The following is a 19,800-nucleotide window of genomic DNA, read 5'->3' on the forward strand; positions in this document are numbered from 1 at the left end:
GGCCCCGCTCGAACCTGGCCCCCGGCCGGAGGAGCCGTACGAGTGGACCCCCTAGCTAGATGATCAATTCCAAGGGATGCCTGCGGAGGGTGTGGGGTGGGCGGCGGCCGAAGCCTCCGCGAGACGGTCAGGCGGCGGGCTGCCGGCCCTGGTTGTCGAGGTGGCAGCGGGCGGTCAGGCGTCAGGGTCGATTTCGGGGTGCGTGAACCGCACGGGCCTGCCCAGCGACCGGGCGTAGGCGATTTCGGCTCGGGTGCTGTCTCCGATGTAGTCGCCGACTACGAGCACCTCATCAGCGAGCCGGATCTTCGCCCGGTGCAGATCGTCGAGTCGAACCTTCAGCGCCTCGGCCTCGACAGGATCGGACCAGAGTTCGTGCGGCGACTTCATGTCACAGCCCGGTTTGACGACAATCTTTCCGGCTTTGGTCTCCCGCAGATCGGCCTCGTTCATCTCGGTCATGAAGCGGGTGGAGCCGCAGATCACGACGATACGCGGGAGGCTCAACAGCTTCTTCGCGTCGGCGAGCTTCTCCTCGGGCGTGAGCAGTTGCGGGTATGACACTGGTTCCTCCTGGTGGTGTGGTCCAAGGGGTGCCTGCGGAGACGAGAACGAGGGTGTCCAAGATCGTTTTGTGACGAACGACGTGGACACCCTCGCGACAGCACTCTATGCGACGACCGACGACATGCTGAAGGAGCATCCCGACCTGGCGCCGTGGCGCCCGCCGGTCGGCATTACGCCCCGCCTGAGCGATGCCGAACTGGTCACCCTCGCCACGATGCAGGCCATACTCGGCTACACCTCCGAGGCCAAATGGCTCCGCCATGCCCGTGCCCACCTGCGCCACCGCTTCCCCTGCCTGCCCCAGCAGCCCGGCTACAACAAGCGGCTGCGCAAGGCCGCCGGTCTGACGCGAAGCGTCAACCGGATCCTGGCCACCACCACCTCGGTGTGGAGCGACGACGTATGGGTCGTGGACTCCACCCCGGTGGAATGCGGCCGCTCCAGCGAGACCGTCAAACGCTCCGACCTGGCAGGTTGGGCCGAATACGGCTACTGCGCCAGCCACAGCCGCTTCTTCTGGGGCCTGCGCCTGCACCTGGTCTGCACCCTTCAGGGCCTGCCCATCGCCTTCGCCCTGACGGGGGCCAAGGCCGACGAACGCGAGACCCTCCTTGACCTCCTGGCAGCCGAATGCGAGCTTCTGCGAGAGCGCCCCCGACAGACTCTCATCGGCGACAAGAACTACTTCGGCCGTGGTTTCGACGCGAACTGTCCGAGCATGGAGTCCAGTTGCTGCGGCCTGTCCGTAAAGGTGAACGGGAACGGCCTGGCGCAGCCCTGTTCAAGTCGCTGCGACAGGTCATCGAATCGATCAACGAGACCTTCAAGGGACAGATTGACCTCGAACGGCACCGAGGGCGCACACCCGGAGGTGTCATAGCCCGCGTCATGCAACGCATCCTCGCGCTGACCGCCGCGATCTGGCACAACGACGCCACCGGACAAACCGTCCTACGCTCACTGATCGCCTACGATCACTGACCCCTTGGAATAGATCATCTAGGTGTGCCATCTCATGACATTGGTTCCTCGCGGTCAGGCCTGGCGGGCGTAGGACGCGAGGCGATCGGCGAGCGCGGTGACGAGGTCGCGCAGTTCATCGGGGCGCTCGATGACGAACGGCCCGTCGAGTGAGGCGAGTGCCGGAGGTAGCCAGTCGAGCTGCTCCGCCCGTAGTTCGACGCGCTGCCAGCGCTCGGTCGCCCGGTCCGTGCCTGCCGTGGGCTCGTGCTCCTCCAGGCTCGCGACGCTGGCGGGGAGGTGGGCGCGGATCTGCTCAACGGTCCCGTAGATCCGCAAGGTCACCTCATGCCGGTACTCAGCCGTGGCGAACCCTGACAACACGCGCTGTGCCGGACCGGGACCCACGGGCGCCTCGAATGAGCCGGGCAGGGTCCGCGCGTCTGCGATGCGATCGAGCCGGAAGTGCGTTCGCTGCGCCGGCCGTCGCGGTCGGTGTAGCGGATCGAGACCGGTCGGCGGTGGCGCACCGCATCGGCGATGGTGAGCAGGACCCCAGCGTCCGGGGTGGCGAACTCACCGGGCTGATCCGTGAAGGCGAGAGATTCCAGAAGTGTGTCGAGTCGGCGGGCGACGTGCTTGGGCAGCACCCGCCGGATCTTCGCCGATACCGTCTCGCTTGCCGTGTGCTCCGCCGTCATCAACCCTGCTCGGCGGCCGGCGACCAAGCCGAGCAGCACGGCCAGCGCCTCGTCATCGCTGAGCATGAGCGGAGGCAAACGGTACCCGGGAGCGAGCCGGTACCCGCCGTAGCGGCCGCGCACCGACTCCACGGGCACATCCAGGTCGATCAGATGATCCACATACCGCCGCACGGTGAGCCCATCAACGCCGAGCCGGTCGGCGAGTTCGGCCGCCTTCCGGGTGCCGCCCGACTGCAGCAGCTCCAGGAGTGTCAGCACGCGGCCGGTGGGTCGAGGCATGTACACAACCTAATGTAAATATAGGACCGATTCTGTCCACTATTTCTCCTAGCCTGCGACGTGCAGCGACCCCATCAGCTAAGGAGATCACCATGGACTTCGTCTCGATCCGCATCATTACCAGCGACGTCGCACGCCTCGTCGAGTTCTACGAGCGAGCCACAGGGGTGCAGGCGATGTGGGCCACCGAAGACTTCGCCGAACTCAAGACCCCCAACGCCACCCTCGCGATCGCCAGCACCCGCACCGTCCCGCTGTTCGCCCCGGGCTCTGCCCGCCCGGCGGACAACCACAGCGTGATCACCGAGTTCCTCGTCGACGACGTGGACCGCGTCCACCAGAACCTGACCGACTTCGTCACCGACTTCGTCAACGAGCCCACCACGATGCCCTGGGGCAACCGGTCGCTGCTGTTCCGCGACCCCGACGGCAACCTCGTCAACTTCTTCACCCCCGTCACCCCGGCGGCCATCGAGAAGTTCGCACGTTGACGCCACGCACAGTCGCTCACGCGGGAGCCCAGAGATCCCAGGGCTCCGATGAACGCGTCTGCCGAGTCAGGAGCGGCAACAGCAGGGGGCACCGGAACGCACCGCTGACCCCCGAGGGACGTCTGCGGTTGTGCCTGCGGATCGACGCTAGCCGGCCAATCGCGCACGTCGCTGCCGAGGCCGGGCTATCGCGCCGCTGCCTGGCCAAGTGGCACGCCCGCTGGCGCGCGCACGGCGAGAACGGCCTGCTCGACCACTCCTCCAGCCCCGCCACCAGCCCGGGCCGCACCGCCGAGGACATCGCTGACCTGGTGGAGGCGCTGCGGCGGCAAACCAAGCACGGGCCCGCACGGCTCGCCGCCGCCCTTCAGCGGCTGCACGGCGTCACGATCGCGCCGGCGACCGTGCACCGCATCCTTGTCCGGCGAGGCCTCAACCGGCTACGCGACCTCGACCCGCCGACCGGCGAGCAACTGCGCAAGGTCATCCGCTACGAGCACGACCGCGTCGGCGAACATCACAACTAGCCCTCCAGCCACACCAAGGGCTCCGGCGGGTAGACCCGGGTGCGCAGGAACGCGGCGATCGTGGCGGCGTCCCTGGGAGGGGAGAAATGGAGCAGCGCGGACTCGGCGGTGGCGTCGGTGTCGTTCTGCTCCTGGTCCTCGCCGTCGCCCTCGCCGCCGGCCACGACGATCCGCCCGTCCTCATCGTCCGGCTGACCGAGGCGCTTGGAGACCCGTTGCCGCGTTGCAGGCCGTTAGCCTGTCGGTATGTCAGAGCGTGTCATGCCTGGTCGCACGGACGGCCTGATCACCCTGGGTGCCGCGGACGCTTTGTGGGTCGATTTGACGGCCGGCAGTACTGTGCCGACGGCTTCTGGGGCATTCACCTGCTCTCCTGCCCATGCCCGAGTGGGGTACGTCCTGCTCGGGGGCCATGTGGTGGCGACGGTGAGGGCGAGCGGCGGTCAGTTGGGTGTTCCGGAGGTTGAGGTGCGCCGGGCGGCCGCGGAACTGAACGCGGTGGGGATGGATCGGCAGGACCTGGTCCGCATCGGTCCGTTTCGTGGGGCACCGAGGCAGGAGTGCAACGAGGAAACGCCGCTGTGTTGGCGCCAGCGCATCACGGGGGAACTGCAGGAGCTGGGCGGCCCCGAGCGGGCAGCACGACGTGAAGTCGGTCGGCCGTACCATCTGGCGGGTATCGACTGGCGACAGATGCTCGTGGAGCAGACCCGCGATGGGACGCAGCGCACGTGGTGGCTGCCGCGTGCTGTGGTCAGGCTGCTGGATGCGGCCGGGCACGCCGAAACGCAGTGGGTGCAAGCCGCGCGGACCCGCCAGGCAGGCGCAGCCGTTACCGAGCCGCCCTCCCACCCCCGCCAGACCCGAGACGCCGGCGGTCGGCAGACGACGAGCCCCGAGGGCCCCACCGCCTCACTGCGCCCGTACAACAAAGAGCTGGAAGGCCAGCTGTACTCGGTACTCAGCAGGAAGCCCGGTACCTCCCGCAGGGTGGCCGGGTGGACGTGCACCGTCTGCCGCACTGCGCCCGCCACCGTCCTCGACCACTGCCACGAACACGGCTACGTCCGCGCCCCCCTCTGCCAGTCCTGCAACACACAGGAACGCCCCGACCACCTGTACAACAACGACATCCGCGTGGCGAACCACTACACACGCCTCTTCCACACCGACACCGACGACTGGCTCCGCCACTGGCACCGCTGCCCCGGCTGCCGCGCACGCACCACCCTGCCCCTGCCACACCTCGCCGCATGGACCGCCCACATAGCCTGCCGATCGCTGCGCCCGACCCACCGCGCCCCCCGCGGGCGCAAGCCCTGCGGTGTCCTGCGCGTGTCCTGGACGGGCAGTCACCAGGCGCCCCGTTCCTGCCTGCTCACAGTCGTCGTCGACTTCTGCCCCTCCGGCGAGCACCGTGTCCTGGCGCGAGTCCCCTACCGCGAAGCCGCCGAGCGGTTTCGTGCCTGGTTGGCCGAGACGGCCCCTGCCGTGGCCGCCGCGGCCGGCCCTGACCGTCTGGACGGCCTCCCTGCCCAGTTCCGGCCAGTCATCGTGGACACCAGCGGCGAGGACCTGGAACTGTTTTGACCGGGCACCAGGAGACCTGACACCCCAACGTCATCTCGCAGTTGCTGGCCCCCGACACACTCACCCCGCACGCCCAGCGATATATGCAGCAGAGTTGGGTGTGCAACGCCTCGTCCAGCCGCTTCAACAGCGTCTCGTCCATCCCCCAGCATCCCGCCACGGGGATGCCGCCGCCAGGGAAACCCTGGCACTCCACCCCGAAGATCCGAGATCAGGGCCGCTGCCGGGTGCAAGAAGGAGAGGAATAGCGCAGGGTCGGAACACTGCCTCGTCACCAGTACTGCTGACCTACGACCAGGTGCGCGCCTACGAGCTGCCCGCGACCGAGGTCAAGTGCGGCGATGCCGAGGAACTTGCCGCAGCCGGGTCTGTCAATCGAGCGGCTCTGTTCCGAACGATTTACAGTCCCACAGGTTCGCGAGCCAGGGATGCCCCGGGTGTACGCAGGCGAGTAGCTCGGCAAGGGTCTCGCGCTGAGCCGGGGCCATGTGCGGGACGGTCGCGTCGAAGTCTGTTTGATCCTTTCGGCGGGCATGCTTGGCCTTGAACAGCAATACCAGTTCGGGCGCCAGATACGGGACGCCGTCTTGGGTGTGGTGGATGATGTCGCTGTAGGGAAGCCGGATCCTCTCATCGCGTCGGCAGATCCAGGTGTCGCCGTCGTGCGGTTCGCGGAACACGTCGAGCAGGTAGTTGCCGGTGGCCGGATCGCGGAGCCATGTCTGATGTACGGCGGCGAGCACCTCCGGTGTGACGTCCTCCCAGATCCGGCCGTTGCCTGCCGCATCGAAGACGTACCCGGGGAAGCGATGGCGGACCTCGGGAAAACTCGCTGCCGGAATCGCGATCTCGATATCCCCATGAGCGCGCGTCTGCCTGCCGCGGAACAGGTCCAGCGCCCAGCCCGCGGCCACGTACCAGGGCGTGCCGATCCCGGCCAACTGCTGCGCGACCTCACTCGGGGTCCAGCAGGATGACCACCTGGTGTGGAGGGTTTCGATCTCGTCGGATGACAGCTCGATGCCGCCGCTGGGCAGTTGCTCGCTCACTGCAGGAATCTATCAGCGGACTCGAAGGCCCCTGGCGGTGGTCGATGAAGGAGACCAGCGGGACCTGGAGCCATACGCCGTAGGCGATCACACAAGGTCACCGGCCGGCGAACTGGCGACAGTTGAATACGCGAGCCCACCAGTACCAAGGCCGGGCACCGCGACGAAGTCCAAGCCCTGCGGCAGGCCATCGAAGCGGCCCAGAGCGAGACCTCGAACTTCGGCGCCGCCTCGGCTCCCGTCACACCGCCCGCCCCGAGACCTCCTGACATCGCTCTCGTGCGGAGGCACGGCCTCAGTGGGGCGCCGTGACCGCAGCGCCCCGGATCCGCTCGATCTCAGCGGCCGGAAAGGGTGTTTGCTTACTCTCGGTGAGCAGGCGGCGGCGGAACTCGCCCATGACGACGGCGGTCCGGGCATGCCTGTCGATGATCGCCGCAATCTCAGGCCGGACCCCCTCGGGCTGTTGGCCAGTCACCCACTCGCGCAGAAAATCCTCGTGTTCCGTGCCGCCACGCAGGCGCTCGGGCAAGTGGTGGCGGAGGAGATGCCTCGCGGTGTGGCAGTGGTCGTAGGCGAGATGGTTTGAGAGGAACTCGGCCTCGACCGCTGACAGTTCGAAGCTGGAGCTCAGGGCGAGTCCGAAGTCCGCGAAGTAGAGCAGTTGGCCGTCGGTCAGGACATTGGCGAAGTGGGCGTCGAAGTGGACCAGCCCGTGCGAGCTCATGAAGGCGGTCCCCCTCGCCAGAGCCTCCTCCACCCATGGATAAGGCGAGCCCTCCTCGCTCTCCAGCACACCTTCCCGGCGGTCGTCCAGCCACGCGGCGAGCGTCTGCGGCACGTGTTCCAGGAAGAGCACCAGGCTGGACGAAGACCGGCCGATGGCCTCCAGCCGCTCGCGCACCGCTGATGAGCCCTCCCAGTGCGCGACCGCCCCCTCGATGCCCCCGAACTCGTCGGCGAACCCCTCGGGAGGGGAGTCGGGCAGGATGCGCCAGTGGTACATCAGCGGAAAGCCCTCGTACTCATTCCCGAGGACCCAGTGAGTCGTCATTGTGTGCACGGCCAGCTCCCGCCAGGCCCCGAACCCCGCCGAGCCCACTCCGTACTGGTAGAACATCGGCAGCCCGAAGAGATTCGCCGTCGACCGCACGTTCTCCGGTCGCAACTCCAGCTCCGTCAAGGGGACCCGCTTGACGAACACCCGCGTCCCGTCGATGTCCAGCTCCGCCAACCGGCCCCCGATGCCTGACCCGAGTGGGCTGGCAGCAGCCACGACCTCGCCGAGCCGACGGTCGCTCAGCAGGGACAGGCGCGTGGCCACGGTCCCATAAGTCGCGAGCCGTCCGGCATACCGCGGGTCTGGGTGCTGCATTGTGGACTCCTCGGTGCCCCGAACCGGGGCGTCGGTGATCTCGCGAACGTGATAGACCATATCCGCCGGGGCCTTCCCGGCAAGTCCTCGAAGCCGCCCAAGAGTGAGGGCCCCGGCGCTGCCTCGGCCCTCGACACATCTCCCACTCCAGACCCTTTGACGCCGATCTCTTACGGACGCGACCGCAAGTGCTCTACCTGCGCGAACACCAGCCGTTCACCCCTTTGCCCCAGATACACTGCGGACGACCCGCTACATCGAAGCCGCCGAGGGCCGCGACATCAAGGACGAGGACGTGGCCCGGCTGTCCCCGCTCAAGCACAAGAACCTCAACGTGCTGGGCCGCTACAGCTTCACTGCCTCCATCCCGGCCGCCGGCGCCGTGCGCCCGCTGCGCGACCCGGACGCGCCCGAGCTGGACGAGGGCGACGACGGGCAGGAGTGAATGTCAGGAGCCGACGAGGGCGCTGATCAGCTTGCGCGCCGCCGTGTTGCTCAACCGCTTCGCGTCGGTCACAATCCGCGCCCGGGGAGCACGAGGCTCGATGCCGGCGCCCTTGACCGCCTTGGCGAACTCGGCGTCGAACCGCTGACGTTCTCCACGAGTGTGGCCAGGTACTTCAGCCTGCGCTGGAGCGGTCGGCTCCGTCGCCTTCTCGGCCCGCTCCCGCCGCGGACCGTAGATCCTTCATCGCGTTGTTGATTCAGCGCGTCGCTCATGGCGTGAGCGTGCGAGGTGATGGGCCGCACGCAGCAGCTCACGTGTTGACGCTTCAGTGCGCTTGCCAGGGTTCACCACTGCCAGCCAGCCGGCGGTGCCGTAGACGGGGTGCGCGATCACGGTGTCGGTGGCGCTGGGGTCGACGTCGGCGGAGGCGGGTTCGCGTGGTGCGTGACCGGTCCACAGGATGAACGCTTCCTTCCCGGCGGCGATATTCACGCGGAAGGTGTCCGGCCGGTCCAGACGCGATGCCTCGTCGCCGGGGTAGTTCTTGGTCACGACAGTCGCGAACGGTTGGGCCGTCGTCGGAGTGGCGCCGTCAGGTGCGTAGTAGAAGAACGTGTCGCCCCAGCTGATTTCCGGCGTGCCGTCGCCGGGTGCGGGCCTGATGGTCAGGACGCCGTCGAGGCCGCCCGCGAAGCTGATGATCTCGTCGATGGTCATGTGCTCTAGCGTTGCATTGAAGTGCTTGTGGAGATTTTGAGGCCGAGATAGAGGGATGTTGGGATGCCAGGTCTCAAATCAGGGGATATGCGTACTGCTGATGTCGCGCGGCGCGTCGGGTACTCCGTTCAGCAAGTTCGCAATCTTGAGCGCGACGGTGTGCTTCCGCCCGCGACGCGCACGGCCACGGGCTGCCGGATCTATGGGGAGGTACATCTGCAGTCCGCACTGGCCTACCGAGCCCTCGCCGCGGGCGTGGGGCCGATTGAGGCCAAGAAGATCGTTCGGGCCTTCCACCAGCTCCCCGCCTCGCAGGCGCTTGCCCTTCTCGACGCGGCGCACGCCCGGCTCGACGCAGAGCGCGCGGAACTGAGGCAGGCCAAGGAGGCCTCCTACGCGATCTCCAGCGAGCCGATCGAAGACGTGCGCGTGGCGGATTCGATGAGCGTCTCCGAGCTCGCCGCCGCCCTCGGTATGCGCCCTTCGACGTTGCGGCACTGGCATGCGGAGGCTCTCGTCATCCCGGACCGCGACCCCGTGCGCGGAACGCGACGATACACACCGACTCAGGTGCGGGATGTGCGGATCGTTCACCAACTGCGCAAGGCCGGATACCGCATCACGCCCCTTCGGGACCTCATGCCGGAGTTGCGGCGCACCCGCCGATCGGAGGATGTCGCTTCGGCGCTGGCTGCCAGGGACGTCAACATCACTGCTCGATCCAAAGCCCTCCTCGACGGTGCCACCGCACTCAGTGCTGTGCTCTCCATTCACAGGCAAACGGCCTGATCTTGAAGTACAACGACCGCCCCGTCCCGATGCTGGACGGTCAGCATCCCCTCCGTCGTTCCGCCCGCCGCTTCCCGCCCTGTCGTCAAACGAACGAATGACGACAGGCCCGACGGTCGTCCAATGAACCCGGACTTTCCGGGGCCTGCCGGCGGCGCCGATCCAATCAGATCCGATGACGGCTGATGACAGGGTTTGCTGATAGCTAGGGTCGAATGCGACCACCGACACGGGGAGCAGCATGGCCAACTTGGTCCACACGCGGGTGTCGACCGACCAGTAGTCGACCGACCGTCAGAACCTCGTCCTGGACGAAGCCGGGATCGAGGACCCAGTGACGTTCGAGGAGGAGGGCGGCACCTCCAGCCGCCTCCACCCGCTGGAACGACCGAAGTTTGGCGAGCTGCTCACCTACGCCCGGCCGGGCGACATCGTGCACATCTCCGAGATGTTCCGCCTCGTCCGCGGTACCCAGCACATCCTCGACGTGCTTGACGTCCTCCACCGCGACCGGCTCGCCCCGCGCATCCACGATGGCGCGTTCTCCGCAGTGGACCTCACCGTACGCCACCCGCGCACCGGAGAGCTGCTGTCCACCGTGAAGTTCATGGTGCAGACCCTCGCAGCCGCCGGCGAACTCCAGCGCGACCTCCAACGGGAGCTGACGTACGACGGACTACGGGCCGCCAAGGCCAAGGGCAACAAAGGCTGACGCCGCCCGGCCGTCACCGCCGGGAAGACCGACGACGTGCGCGCCGCGTACCTGGACGGGCGACCGCGACCCGGTCCGGGGAGCTGGTAAGCGAGGGTGAGTTCGCTGTCGGCGTGGACGGTGTCGACGAGGGCCAGGGCCTGGGCGAGACGAACCTGGAGCATCGCGACATTGCGACGTCCTCCTGTTCGACTTCGGCCTGGGCGGCTTCGCGTTGCGAACACAAGAGCCGGGGTATCCGTAAACGGATACCCCGGCATACGAAGTGCGCCTACCTGCAAATCGTGAAGTTTTGCTCTGCCTGGCGGGTTTTACCTTCGAAGGAGGGCTTTCCTTCGCCACGGAGTGGCCGCCATCCCGGCCACGCCGACGGACAGAGCGATCACGGCTACAGCCCAGCTGAAGAGGTCGGTGGCCGAGTTGGACGTCCAGTCCCACCGGTTGTGTGGGAACCAGATCAGAAAGAAGGCCGAAGCCAGGGGGATGATCCAGCCGAGTTGGTGGCCGAGCAGCCTCACCGACAGCAGGGCGAGACCGAGCCAAATCAGGAGGGATCGAACGAAGACGACCCCGGCTTCCGGGCCGACGGCAAGCGCCTCAGCGCTGAAGGAGAAGGCACAAGCCGTCACTGTCAGGCCAGTGCAGTACTTGAGGCGGAACCGGTGCATCGCGGATGCACCCATCTCGTCATGTGCCGACATGGCACCGTCGAGAGCCGCGGTCAGGAAGACAGCCGACAGAAGCGGGAGTTCGTGCCGGAAGGGCACGCCCGAGGTGACTCCTCCGCTGCCGATGGACGGCAGCGCGATATGGGTGCCGCCGAAGAAAGCCGAGAGGAGGGCGATAGTGGCCGTTGCCGCCAGGACGGCTACGCCCCGGTGGACTCTTCCGTAGCGGAGCAGGTCAGAACCGGTCATCAGGCTGGCACCAGGAAGGGTCTCGAAGAATGTGGCTGCGCTCCTGAGTGAGCCATTTCTGCTGCTCGGCCGCAGACATCCGGACGGCCTTGGTCGCTTCGCGCTGGGCGGCAGAGACACCTTCCATGTGGAGTCCCTCGTCGGCGACGGCCGGGTCTTGGTCCATGGAGCGGTACTCGAGCCAGAGGCGGATGTTGTCCATGGCCTGCCAGGCCCGGCTCTCCTCGCGGGGAGGCATGCAGAGGCCAAACGACTCGGTGAACACCTGGTCGGCCATGGCGATCGCCGCGGTACGGACGTGACCTTCGGCGATGTCGAATCCGCGATCGCCCCACTTGTTCCGTCGCAGCCCGAACTCGTGGAAAACGTCAGGTGACTTCAACCAGGGCTGGGAGGGCTGGCCCAAGCGCTGAGCCATGCCAGTCAGTTCGGGCAGGTACTTGCGGTGCTCGGGCCACACGCACACCTGTGGCGCGCCCTTCTCGGAGCGCTCGCACATCGGCTCCGTCGCCGATGCCGGGCGCTCGACGCGCAGTTCGCCGGCGGCCGGCACCGCGGCCAGGGCGATGAGGGAGACTGCTGCCGACCCGATGGCGACACCGCGGATGTGCAGAGGCGTTCCCTGGCGCGGCATCTGTCGCTCGGCGCTCCTGCGTAGCGGTGGTGCCGTCACCGCCAGCGACGCGAGGGCGAGTGCAAACAGCAGCCGCACGGCGACTGGAAGGGGGCGCAGGTGCTGGTCCGGCGGTCCCGCGAGGACGTTGAACTTGAACGGGAGTGCCAGCATGCTGGTGAAGCAGCCCAGCGCGCAGACTACGGGGGTGAAGGCGGCGGAGGGCCACCAGCGGCCGGCCAGATGGCCCACGGACGCGAAGATGATCAGGATGGAGGCGCCGAGCAGGAGGTAGGAGGGCCACAGGAAGCCGGGGCCCGCCTCGCCGAATGAGATCACCGCGGCGGTCAGGCAACCGATCGCGTACGCGAGGAATCCAAGCGTGAGGGTCGCAGCCAGCCGCGCGGCCTCGATCCGCCAGATCGGTCGGGCGGCCGCGAGCACGGTCTCGGGCATTCCCGCGCGGGAGGAGCGCCCGGCCTGCCAGGCCGAGACGCCGGCGAGCACGGGCCCCAGGAAGAGCGTGACGACCTGGGCCGCCACGCTCGCTTCGGGCCACACGCCGATCCAGTACCGGGACCGGCCGAATAGCACCAGCAGGTCCACGGCGATCATCATGGGGAACGCTGCCAGAAGGGGCGAGCGGCGCAGCTCGATGCGGTAGGCGTTCAGCATGCGGCTCCCTCCTTGGGCCGGCGGTTGCCGAGTACCGTCATGTAGCCGCGTTCCAGGGGGCTGTCGCCCGGCGCTGTGGGCATGGCCAGCTCTGCCAGTTGCTTAGGTGTGCCGCTGTGGCGCACCTGGCCGTCGCTCAGTACGAGGACGGTGTCGCAGGCGGCGCCGATGTCCTCGACCAGGTGCGTGCTGAGGAGGACGGCCGTTCCCGCGCGGGCGAGGGAACGGATGAGCTCGCGGAAGTCGAGGCGCTGCGCGGGGTCGAGACCGACCGTCGGCTCATCCAGCAGGAGCAGGGAGGGGAGCCGACGATGGCCGCGGCGATCCCGGCCCGGCGGAGCATGCCGCCGGACAGCGACTTCATGCGGTCTCGGGCCCTGTCGGCCAGGCCCACGGCCGCCAGGGCCTCGACCTTCCTGGAGGGGACCTCACGCAGTCAGGCGCAGTAGCGGACGAAGTCCGTTATCGAGAAGGCCGGGTAGTAGCCGAAGTCCTGCGGGAGGTAGCCAATGCGACCATTTTTGAATGGCAAATAGGTATTTACCCTCGATTTGTCAGCGAGGTTCGGTCGCTGATTGGTTCGGTGATTCGCCCGTAATATCCTCTGCCGCTGGAGGGGAGGCCGTCGTGTGACGCTGCGGGGTGCGCCGGGTTCCACGGCCCCAGGGCTTGGGCCGTCCCCCGTAACGCCCCGCTCCGGTCAGCCGGACGCGGTGGTCGCTGCCACGACGGTTTTCAAGGCCGCTGGGGTGGCGGTGGCCGCGTGAGTCAAGCCGTACTTGCACCCGGGCAAAAATCGATCTGAACCGCCCCGGTTCGAATGGAGACTCGATTTCATGAAAGGATCGAGTCATGGCACGACCCTCCCGTTACCCGCTTGAGCTGCGCCGCCGTGCGGTGCGCATGGTCGCCGAGGTCCGCGGCGACCACCCGACCGAGACCGCGGCCTTGCAGGCGGTGGTCGAGAAGCTGGACATCGGCTCCCGCGAGACGCTGCGGAACTGGGTCAAGCAGCACGAGATCGACGCCGGGCAGCGGCCGGGGACGACGACGGAGGAGTCCGCCCAGCTCAAGGCGTTGAAGAAGGAGAACGCCGAGCTGAAGCGGGCCAACGAGATCCTGAAGGCGGCGGCGTCTTTCTTCGCGGCCGAGCTCGACCGGCCATACACACGCTCGTAGCGTTCATCGACGAGCACAAGGGCCGCTTCGGCGGCGTCGAGCCGATCTGCAGGACGCTCAGCGAGCACGACTGCAAGATCGCCCCTTCCTCCTACTACGCCCACCACAAACGCCGGAGCACGCCGTCGGCCAGGACCGTGCGCGATACCGAACTGAAGGAACGGATCAGCGAGGCCTTCCAGGCCAACTACTGTGTCTACGGGGCGAGGAAGATCTGGCGTGAGCTGAACCGGCAGGGCCACCGCGTGGCCCGCTGCACCGTCGAGCGCCTGATGCGTGAACTCGGCATCGCCGGAGCGGTCCGCGGCAAGCGCGTGATCACCACGCTGCCCGGCGGCCACGCCGAACGGGCACCGGATCTGCTGGACCGCGACTTCGTCGCCGCTGCCCCGAACCGCTGCTGGGTCGCGGACTTCACCCACGTCAAGACCTGGTCCGGTGTCGTCTACGTCGCCTTCGTCGTGGACACGTTCTCCCGCCGGATCGTGGGCTGGTCCGCAGCCACCGTGAAGGAAACGGTCTTCGTCCTGGACGCCCTGGAGATGGCCGTGTGGCAACGTGACCGAGACCAACATCCGGTGCGGCCAGGCGAGTTGATCCACCACTCGGATGCCGGATCGCAATATACGAGTTTCCGGCTTGCCGAGCATCTGGACGCCGCCGGCATCGCCGCCTCGATCGGATCGGTCGGTGACGCCTACGACAATGCCCTGATGGAGAGCACGATCGGCCTGTACAAAACCGAGCTGATCAAGCCCCGGCGGCCCTGGAAGTCGCTCGCCCATGTCGAGTTGGCCACCGCCGAGTGGACCGACTGGTACAACCACCGCAGGCTCCACGGTGAGATAGGCCACGTCCCGCCCGTCGAGTACGAAGCCAATTACTACATGGAATCCACGAAACCCCAGGTCACAACCACAATCTGAGATCTCTACCGAACCCGGGGCGGTTCATCTTCGATCGTGAATCGTTGTGGCAGGGTGCACGCATGTCCGTCGACGTTGCTTATCCCGTCTTCCGCACTGGCGATCCTGCATTGGTGCTCCGAGTAGCGCGCCAACTGCTCGCGGTGGGTGACCAGCAGCACGCAGGCGTGTGCGTGGACGTCGAACTCCTCACGGTCGAGGACGTACTGCACGTACGGAGCGCGTTGCCCGACGCATGGTTCAGGAGAGAGGACACCGAGGACTGGGTCCGTGATCCAAGCGACCCGACTGGATTGCACGGTGGAGTCCACGCACCCCAGCTCTCCACCGATCCCGCTTTCCTGTCGGCGCATCTGCCGATCTGGGCATCGATGCTGGATCAGCCAGTAGGAAGCGTTGAGGACAAATTCATGGCCGTCGCCGGCAGGCATGTGGCAGAGATCTGCTGGGAGGGTCTGGGCTGGCCGGAGGTTCCGGAGCCTGGCCTGTACGCGGACTTCAAGCATGCCGAGGTCTCTGTGCTGTTCAACGCCGCCACACGCGAACTGGACAAGCGCCACGACGAGCACACTGTCCTCGTGCACGTCCGCCGGAGAAACGGCGACGGGTACGAGGAACGCCATGCAACCTGGCTGGCCGAACAAGTTGGCCAGACCGTCATCGGTCTGCCGCAGCTGAGCTAGCGCCCGGACACGGTGTACAGCAAGGTTCCTGGGCCGTCCGAGGCCATCAAACGGCAGCAGATGACCACCGGCGATGACAGGTAACAGCCCCGCACTCATGGCGTGGAGCAGGCAAACGCAGGTCAGCCGGAGCGGTACGCAAGACCCAGGGCAAGAAGAAGTAGGGGCGCCCCGCCCCGGTCTCACGAGAACCTGGGATCCGCGGTTCGCCATGGACCCGGGGCTCTCGAAGTGCTTCGACCTCTCAGCGCAACTGTCGGCGCGTTCAGAGAGTCGTAACCGCCGTGACCGAAGCCCGTACACAGCACAGCGTGATGTTGTCACCCGCCGTCTCCACGGCAGCAGGCGCCGGGGGTCTGGCCCTCGCCGCCGTGGCGAGCTGGAGCAGCCTCCTGCTGGTCGTGCAGGGGCGGGTGGTGCCCGGCTGGGGGGTGAGTGCAGCTCTCCTTGTCACGGTGCTCGTTCTCCGATGGGCCCTCACCCGGGTGGGCCGCCCGGCGGGTGCTTCAAGCCTCCTGCGGAAGCGAGCCACGTCGGCACGTTTGGCGAGCAGGTTGCTGATCGTCACGGCGATGCTTGGCACTACATGGGGAGCAGTGGACGACCTGATCTCGGACGCGGAGTACCACGTTCTGCGCCCTGCGGGGCCGGCGGGCTGCACGGCCGTGGTGCGGGAGACGTCCTTTCTCGTGATCGGCGATGGCGAGGCGTACGCGGTGGGGCGCACCGGCCTGGCCCTGGGCGAGTCGGCATCCTGGACGGTCGACGATGGTTACCGGCCCGTCGATGCAGGCACGTACGAGTTGGACTGGGGGCGGGGCGGCGGTTTTCTGCGGATCAGCGGTACGAGCACCGATCCGGTCGTCCGTGGAGGATCGGCCGACATCGACTGCGGGTGGTGAGGCCGGTCATGCTCACCGGCATGCCCGGCGCGAGGCCCTCGAGGGGCCGCACGGTAAAGGGCGCGTCCCGGGGCGACAAGAGCCGGCTACCTCACCACCACCGCGAGGCCGTGCCACTCTCGTGCCGGAACGGGTGGGGACTCACGGTGACTCGGCAGCAACAACGGTGCAGACGCGAGGGCCTACGACAAGGCAGATGTCCGCAGCTCACGCCAGCAACCGCCCAACGTCGCTCCTGAAGTGGTGATCACATATCGGGTGGGTCGGGCACGAGGCGGGGAGTTTCCAGGCGAAGGACGAGTGCACGCAGGGCGCGAAGTTCGGTGTCCAGGGCCTGTGCGCCTTTGCGGCTGAGGGCGATCCATGTTCGGGGGCGCCGACCGGCATAGCCCTTCTCCATGGTGATCAGGCCTGAGTCCTCAAGCACCTTCAGGTGCCGGGAGAGGTTTCCGTCGGTGACGGCCAGTTGCTTCTTCAGGAAGCCGAACTCGACCCGGTCGGCTTCGCGGGCGACGGTGAGGATGCCGAGCCGCACACGCTGGTGGACGGTATCGTCCAACGCCTGAGTCGGATGCAGTCCTTGCTGGTCGTCCGGCGTAGCGGCGCTCACGAGATGACCGTACGCGTACCGGCGGCGTCGGGCGAGGCTCGGCGGTGGACCGTCGTCCACTCGGACAGACCGGCGAGGAGCAGGATGGCAGCGAGCAGGAGTGCCTTGGCCTGCGGTCCGTCGGTCCAGCCGGGGTGGGCGGGGTGCGCCCAGGGGAGCCACCCAGTGCCCCAGGAGGCTCCCAGGTAGCCGGTGAGCAGCAGAGCGTGAGTCGTGCCGGCCGCTGCGGCGATCCAGCTGCGTTCGGCCACACCGAGGGCCAGGAGTCCGATGCCAACCAGATACCACGGGGAGGCGTAACTGTTCTCCAATAGTGCGGCCTCCCATGGCTGGTTCCTGCCGAACAGTAGCAATGCCAGTGCCGTCGCGATTGCCGCGGTAGCTGCCGCGGTTGCGCGAATCCACACCCTGCGACGGGGGACGATGCCCCGAGTCTCGCCACGCAGGCGATACCAACGCGCGAAGACGAACCACGCCAGGGGGAGGAGCGCGAACCACATGCCCCAGGCCGCGAAGCGCAGGACGGCGCCGTCGAACTCGCCCTTCAAGCAGGGAGTTCCCGGCTCATGGACGACGCACAGGCCGGTCAGTTCGGCGTAGGCGAAGGCTGGATAGGACCCGATGCTGCGCCCGTGGGCTCCAAAGTTGAAGGCGTACCTGGCGACCGGAGCGGCCGCCAGCGCGAGGAGGCCGAAGCCGAGGAGGGGGACCCACGAGCCGTTCAGCTGCGTGCGGGTTCTGACCTGCAGGCCTTCCGTCGCTGCCAGCAGGCCAGCCGCGTGCGCCCTCGGTTCGGATTCCGCGCCGCTCAGTGCGGGTGTTCCCATGATTTCCCCCTGTGGTCACGCTCCAGCAACGCTGAGAGGCGGACCACCGGATGACCGTCCGCCGAGCATGCACTTTGCAATGCAAAGTACACGGCAGTCAAGGGTGGAGTACCGGTAGTTCTTCGACCGCTCGGCGATGGTGTGGTCCCGGGTGGGGACCAGAGTGCCGTCCACGATGAGCACGGCGTCCTTGGCGAACCGCTTGCGGGGCTGGAGAGCGAGCATCGGTCCGAGGTGATCGATGATCCGGTCCGCCGCCGACTTGGAAACCCCGAACAGCGGGGCGAGCTGCCGCATCGTGAGGTTCGTTCGCCAGTACGCCGCGACCAGCAGGGCCCGGCCCTCCAGCCGAAGAATCCACGGCCGGCCCTTGCGGACCGCGTCCGCACCCTCGCGCCGCACCACCGTCACCAGCTTGGCGAAGGCGTGAGGGCTGCCCCGGAGAACGGGGCTATCCAGGACGGCTCCGACGCCGTGATCACACCAGCCACGCCGAGATCATCTCAGTTGCAGACGCCGGCCAATGTCCTCGATCCTGTGTCCTCGGCAGGCAGGGAGGGCACATGGGGCTGGTTCTTTTCCCGGGCGACGGAGACAACGGCAGTCCGGATGTCTCCTGGTCCTACAGCGGCTTTGCCACGTTCCGGCTGCGTCTGGCCGAGACCGAGGGGCTCGTCCTGTCCGAGATGCGAGGCTTCGGCGGCGAGCGCCTGTGGAGTGAGGTGTCCACCGCTCTGGAGCCACTCCTCGACCACCCGGATGCCGGCGGTGACGACCTCTCACCTGACGAGTGCGCGTCGATTCTGGTCCGGCTGGAGGCCATCACCGACCAGTGGGCACGAGAGGGCGGCGACCAACTCCTCCGGCAGCACATCGAGGACGCCGGCCGGCTTGCTGGCGTCCTGCGGCTCTGCATCGAGAAGGGCGTCCCGCTGGCCTTCCTCTGAAGCCCCCGACCGCGGAACCCACTTACGGGACAACTCTTACCGCCGCCACTGGCTCCGCCTGGCCGCCCGATGGCCGTGGACATCGGTGATCACCAGCGCCATGGACCGGCTCCAGGCCCTACCGAACCCCGGCTGACCAGTAAATTCATCTGTCCCAACAACCTGCACGACCACCCCGGGAATGGAACCCGGCGCCTACCCGACGCGACAACCGGGCCAATCAGCCTGCCCCGCCTCGATAAATCCACACCCCGCACGCACAGAGCCCCCGCCAGGGAACCGACGAGGACTCATGAACATCGAGGCTACCAGGGGCTTCACCGCGTTGTCAGCCCAACTGAACCACTGCACGGTTAGGTTGGAAAAGGCTCACCGATGAACCGAGCTCAGTTGGATGGGGCCTGACTGGCAGGTGGCGAGCCGTTTCACGTCCTCTACGATCGCTGCATGATTGAGGGGAAGCTTGTCAGACTGCGCGCGCCACGCGCCTCGGATCTTGATGCCCATCTGCGGTGGCGCAACGACCCTGAGGTCGTGCACTGGGCCGCAGGCGGAGACCCGCACTACGGTCCTATCACTCGAGAGTCGTTGGAGCGTTTCCATGATGCCCGACTACGTCAGGACCCGCGTACCGAAGCTACGTTCACCGTCGAGGATTTGGTCGATGGCCGTCCAATCGGAACTGCTGACTACCGGGATGTCGATCCGTTCGCAGGCCAGGCAACGGTAGGCATCATCATTGGTGAACCCAGCCACTGGGGAGGTGGGTACGGCTCTGAGGCACTGCGCTTGCTCCTGAAACATCTGTTTGGAGCTTGCCGCATTCGACGCGTTGAGCTGGACACATGGAGCGGTAACGAGCGCGCCATCCGTGCAGCTCGGAGCGCCGGCTTCGTCGAGGAAGGACGTCGACGGTCCGCTGCCCGCGTGGGAGACCAATGGTACGACAGCGTGGTATTCGGGTTGTTGTATGAAGAGTGGGTGGCGCGGTAAAGCAATGTGCCAAACAGTCCACGTGGCGCCGATGGTGCGAAAAGGCTGCTTGAGAGACACCCCCTAACTTGATCTTTAACCTTGAGGCCCGAACGACTTGTCGTACTTGATCACTCGGAACGGTAATTGCCCTGCACGCAGGCGGCCTTCGGCTGAGCATGTGATCCGACCAAGGAACACACAACGCCCAGCACGAAGGCCGTGGGGATGAGTCTGTCGCATCACGTTGTCCGGCAGGATCCGTTTGCGGAACTGTCACGCTTCCGGGGTGAGTTCTACTCCTGTCTGACCAGGCGTGCGGATGCGTTGTTCGAGCTGGC

At 67.0% G+C, this 19,800-nt stretch carries 17 protein-coding genes and 7 pseudogenes; 12 read left to right on the forward strand and 12 right to left on the reverse strand.

What is annotated here, in order from left to right:
* Positions 1-174: 174 nt before the first annotated feature.
* Positions 175-564 carry a hypothetical protein gene (locus ACFU8Q_RS24635; protein WP_384457494.1) on the reverse strand — a complete coding sequence of 130 codons (390 nt, stop codon included), beginning with the start codon at positions 562-564 and terminating at the stop codon, positions 175-177.
* 70 nt (positions 565-634) lie between these two features.
* Here ACFU8Q_RS24635 and ACFU8Q_RS24640 point away from each other — a divergent pair.
* A pseudogene (locus ACFU8Q_RS24640) lies at positions 635-1,548 on the forward strand (IS982 family transposase).
* Between the two features lie 54 nt (positions 1,549-1,602).
* Here ACFU8Q_RS24640 and ACFU8Q_RS24645 read toward each other — a convergent pair.
* A pseudogene (locus tag ACFU8Q_RS24645) lies at positions 1,603-2,510 on the reverse strand (helix-turn-helix transcriptional regulator).
* A 92-nt stretch (positions 2,511-2,602) separates the two neighbouring features.
* On the opposite strand from ACFU8Q_RS24645, the gene ACFU8Q_RS24650 reads away from it, so the two are divergent.
* Positions 2,603-3,001 carry a VOC family protein gene (locus tag ACFU8Q_RS24650; RefSeq protein WP_384457496.1) on the forward strand — a complete coding sequence of 133 codons (399 nt, stop codon included), beginning with the start codon at positions 2,603-2,605 and terminating at the stop codon, positions 2,999-3,001.
* Positions 2,998-3,528, forward strand: a complete 531-nt coding sequence (locus ACFU8Q_RS24655) for a helix-turn-helix domain-containing protein (RefSeq protein WP_384457498.1) — start codon at positions 2,998-3,000, stop codon at positions 3,526-3,528. The genes ACFU8Q_RS24650 and ACFU8Q_RS24655 overlap by 4 nt, the downstream gene beginning before the upstream one ends.
* On the opposite strand, the pseudogene ACFU8Q_RS24660 reads toward ACFU8Q_RS24655, so the two are convergent.
* A pseudogene (locus ACFU8Q_RS24660) lies at positions 3,528-3,713 on the reverse strand (hypothetical protein); the annotation flags it as partial. The gene ACFU8Q_RS24655 and the pseudogene ACFU8Q_RS24660 overlap by 1 nt on opposite strands.
* A 61-nt stretch (positions 3,714-3,774) precedes the next feature.
* Here ACFU8Q_RS24660 and ACFU8Q_RS24665 point away from each other — a divergent pair.
* Positions 3,775-5,118, forward strand: coding sequence for an endonuclease domain-containing protein (locus tag ACFU8Q_RS24665; RefSeq protein WP_384457500.1), 1,344 nt, complete (start codon positions 3,775-3,777; stop codon positions 5,116-5,118).
* Positions 5,119-5,489: 371 nt separating this feature from the next.
* Here the strand turns inward: ACFU8Q_RS24665 and ACFU8Q_RS24670 are convergent, their stop codons facing one another.
* Both ACFU8Q_RS24670 and ACFU8Q_RS24675 read right to left on the reverse strand, forming a co-directional pair.
* The gene (locus ACFU8Q_RS24670; protein WP_384457502.1) at positions 5,490-6,167 is read right to left on the reverse strand and encodes a nucleotidyltransferase domain-containing protein; all 678 of its coding nucleotides are present in this window, start codon (positions 6,165-6,167) and stop codon (positions 5,490-5,492) included.
* Between the two features lie 295 nt (positions 6,168-6,462).
* Positions 6,463-7,542 carry a protein kinase family protein gene (locus ACFU8Q_RS24675; protein ID WP_384457504.1) on the reverse strand — a complete coding sequence of 360 codons (1,080 nt, stop codon included), beginning with the start codon at positions 7,540-7,542 and terminating at the stop codon, positions 6,463-6,465.
* Between the two features lie 238 nt (positions 7,543-7,780).
* On the opposite strand from ACFU8Q_RS24675, the pseudogene ACFU8Q_RS24680 reads away from it, so the two are divergent.
* Positions 7,781-7,987, forward strand: a pseudogene (locus ACFU8Q_RS24680) (hypothetical protein); the annotation flags it as partial.
* Between the two features lie 243 nt (positions 7,988-8,230).
* Here the strand turns inward: ACFU8Q_RS24680 and ACFU8Q_RS24685 are convergent.
* Positions 8,231-8,707 carry a DUF6194 family protein gene (locus ACFU8Q_RS24685; protein WP_384457506.1) on the reverse strand — a complete coding sequence of 159 codons (477 nt, stop codon included), beginning with the start codon at positions 8,705-8,707 and terminating at the stop codon, positions 8,231-8,233.
* An 87-nt stretch (positions 8,708-8,794) separates the two neighbouring features.
* Between ACFU8Q_RS24685 and ACFU8Q_RS24690 the strand changes: the two genes are divergently transcribed.
* Together ACFU8Q_RS24690 and ACFU8Q_RS24695 are read left to right on the forward strand one after the other, a co-directional pair.
* Entirely contained in the window at positions 8,795-9,496 is a 702-nt protein-coding gene (locus tag ACFU8Q_RS24690; protein ID WP_384457508.1) for a MerR family transcriptional regulator, read from the forward strand.
* 298 nt (positions 9,497-9,794) lie between these two features.
* Positions 9,795-10,208, forward strand: a pseudogene (locus tag ACFU8Q_RS24695) (recombinase family protein); the annotation flags it as partial.
* Between the two features lie 311 nt (positions 10,209-10,519).
* Here the strand turns inward: ACFU8Q_RS24695 and ACFU8Q_RS24700 are convergent.
* From ACFU8Q_RS24700 to ACFU8Q_RS24710, 3 genes and pseudogenes are all read right to left on the reverse strand, one after another.
* Entirely contained in the window at positions 10,520-11,125 is a 606-nt protein-coding gene (locus ACFU8Q_RS24700) for a hypothetical protein (RefSeq protein ID WP_384457510.1), read from the reverse strand.
* Positions 11,112-12,413, reverse strand: coding sequence for an ABC transporter permease (locus ACFU8Q_RS24705; protein WP_384457511.1), 1,302 nt, complete (start codon positions 12,411-12,413; stop codon positions 11,112-11,114). Before ACFU8Q_RS24705 ends, ACFU8Q_RS24700 begins: the two co-directional genes overlap by 14 nt.
* Positions 12,407-12,924: pseudogene (locus ACFU8Q_RS24710) on the reverse strand (ATP-binding cassette domain-containing protein); the annotation flags it as partial. The pseudogene ACFU8Q_RS24710 and the gene ACFU8Q_RS24705, both read right to left, overlap by 7 nt.
* A 341-nt stretch (positions 12,925-13,265) precedes the next feature.
* Between ACFU8Q_RS24710 and ACFU8Q_RS24715 the strand changes: the two are divergent.
* The 3 genes from ACFU8Q_RS24715 (at position 13,266) to ACFU8Q_RS24725 (ending at position 16,103) form a co-directional block, all read left to right on the forward strand.
* Positions 13,266-14,518, forward strand: a protein-coding gene (locus ACFU8Q_RS24715) for an IS3 family transposase (RefSeq protein ID WP_384457513.1) whose coding sequence is annotated in 2 segments (ribosomal slippage) — positions 13,266-13,548 and positions 13,548-14,518 — 1,254 coding nt in all. Because the reading frame shifts where the segments join, the coding sequence is not laid out codon by codon here.
* A gap of 62 nt (positions 14,519-14,580) precedes the next feature.
* The gene (locus ACFU8Q_RS24720; RefSeq protein ID WP_384457515.1) at positions 14,581-15,201 is read left to right on the forward strand and encodes a hypothetical protein; all 621 of its coding nucleotides are present in this window, start codon (positions 14,581-14,583) and stop codon (positions 15,199-15,201) included.
* Positions 15,202-15,773: 572 nt separating this feature from the next.
* The gene (locus ACFU8Q_RS24725; RefSeq protein ID WP_384457517.1) at positions 15,774-16,103 is read left to right on the forward strand and encodes a hypothetical protein; all 330 of its coding nucleotides are present in this window, start codon (positions 15,774-15,776) and stop codon (positions 16,101-16,103) included.
* A gap of 247 nt (positions 16,104-16,350) precedes the next feature.
* Here ACFU8Q_RS24725 and ACFU8Q_RS24730 read toward each other — a convergent pair whose 3' ends face one another.
* The 3 genes and pseudogenes from ACFU8Q_RS24730 to ACFU8Q_RS24740 form a co-directional block, all read right to left on the reverse strand.
* Complete coding sequence (locus ACFU8Q_RS24730) at positions 16,351-16,713, reverse strand: transcriptional regulator (RefSeq protein WP_384457519.1); 363 nt, start codon at positions 16,711-16,713, stop codon at positions 16,351-16,353.
* A complete protein-coding gene (locus ACFU8Q_RS24735) occupies positions 16,710-17,540 on the reverse strand; it encodes a hypothetical protein (RefSeq protein WP_384457521.1) in 831 nt (276 codons plus the stop codon). Before ACFU8Q_RS24735 ends, ACFU8Q_RS24730 begins: the two co-directional genes overlap by 4 nt.
* Before the next feature lie 102 nt (positions 17,541-17,642).
* Positions 17,643-18,031 (reverse strand): annotated as a pseudogene (locus ACFU8Q_RS24740) (transposase family protein); the annotation flags it as partial.
* A gap of 72 nt (positions 18,032-18,103) precedes the next feature.
* Between ACFU8Q_RS24740 and ACFU8Q_RS24745 the strand changes: the two are divergent.
* Together ACFU8Q_RS24745 and ACFU8Q_RS24750 are read left to right on the forward strand one after the other, a co-directional pair.
* Positions 18,104-18,487 carry a hypothetical protein gene (locus ACFU8Q_RS24745; protein ID WP_384457523.1) on the forward strand — a complete coding sequence of 128 codons (384 nt, stop codon included), beginning with the start codon at positions 18,104-18,106 and terminating at the stop codon, positions 18,485-18,487.
* Between the two features lie 447 nt (positions 18,488-18,934).
* Complete coding sequence (locus ACFU8Q_RS24750) at positions 18,935-19,480, forward strand: GNAT family N-acetyltransferase (protein WP_384457525.1); 546 nt, start codon at positions 18,935-18,937, stop codon at positions 19,478-19,480.
* Positions 19,481-19,800: the final 320 nt, after the last annotated feature.

Source organism: Streptomyces sp. NPDC057543, assembly GCF_042801895.1.
In the GTDB taxonomy this organism is placed as follows: domain Bacteria; phylum Actinomycetota; class Actinomycetes; order Streptomycetales; family Streptomycetaceae; genus Streptomyces.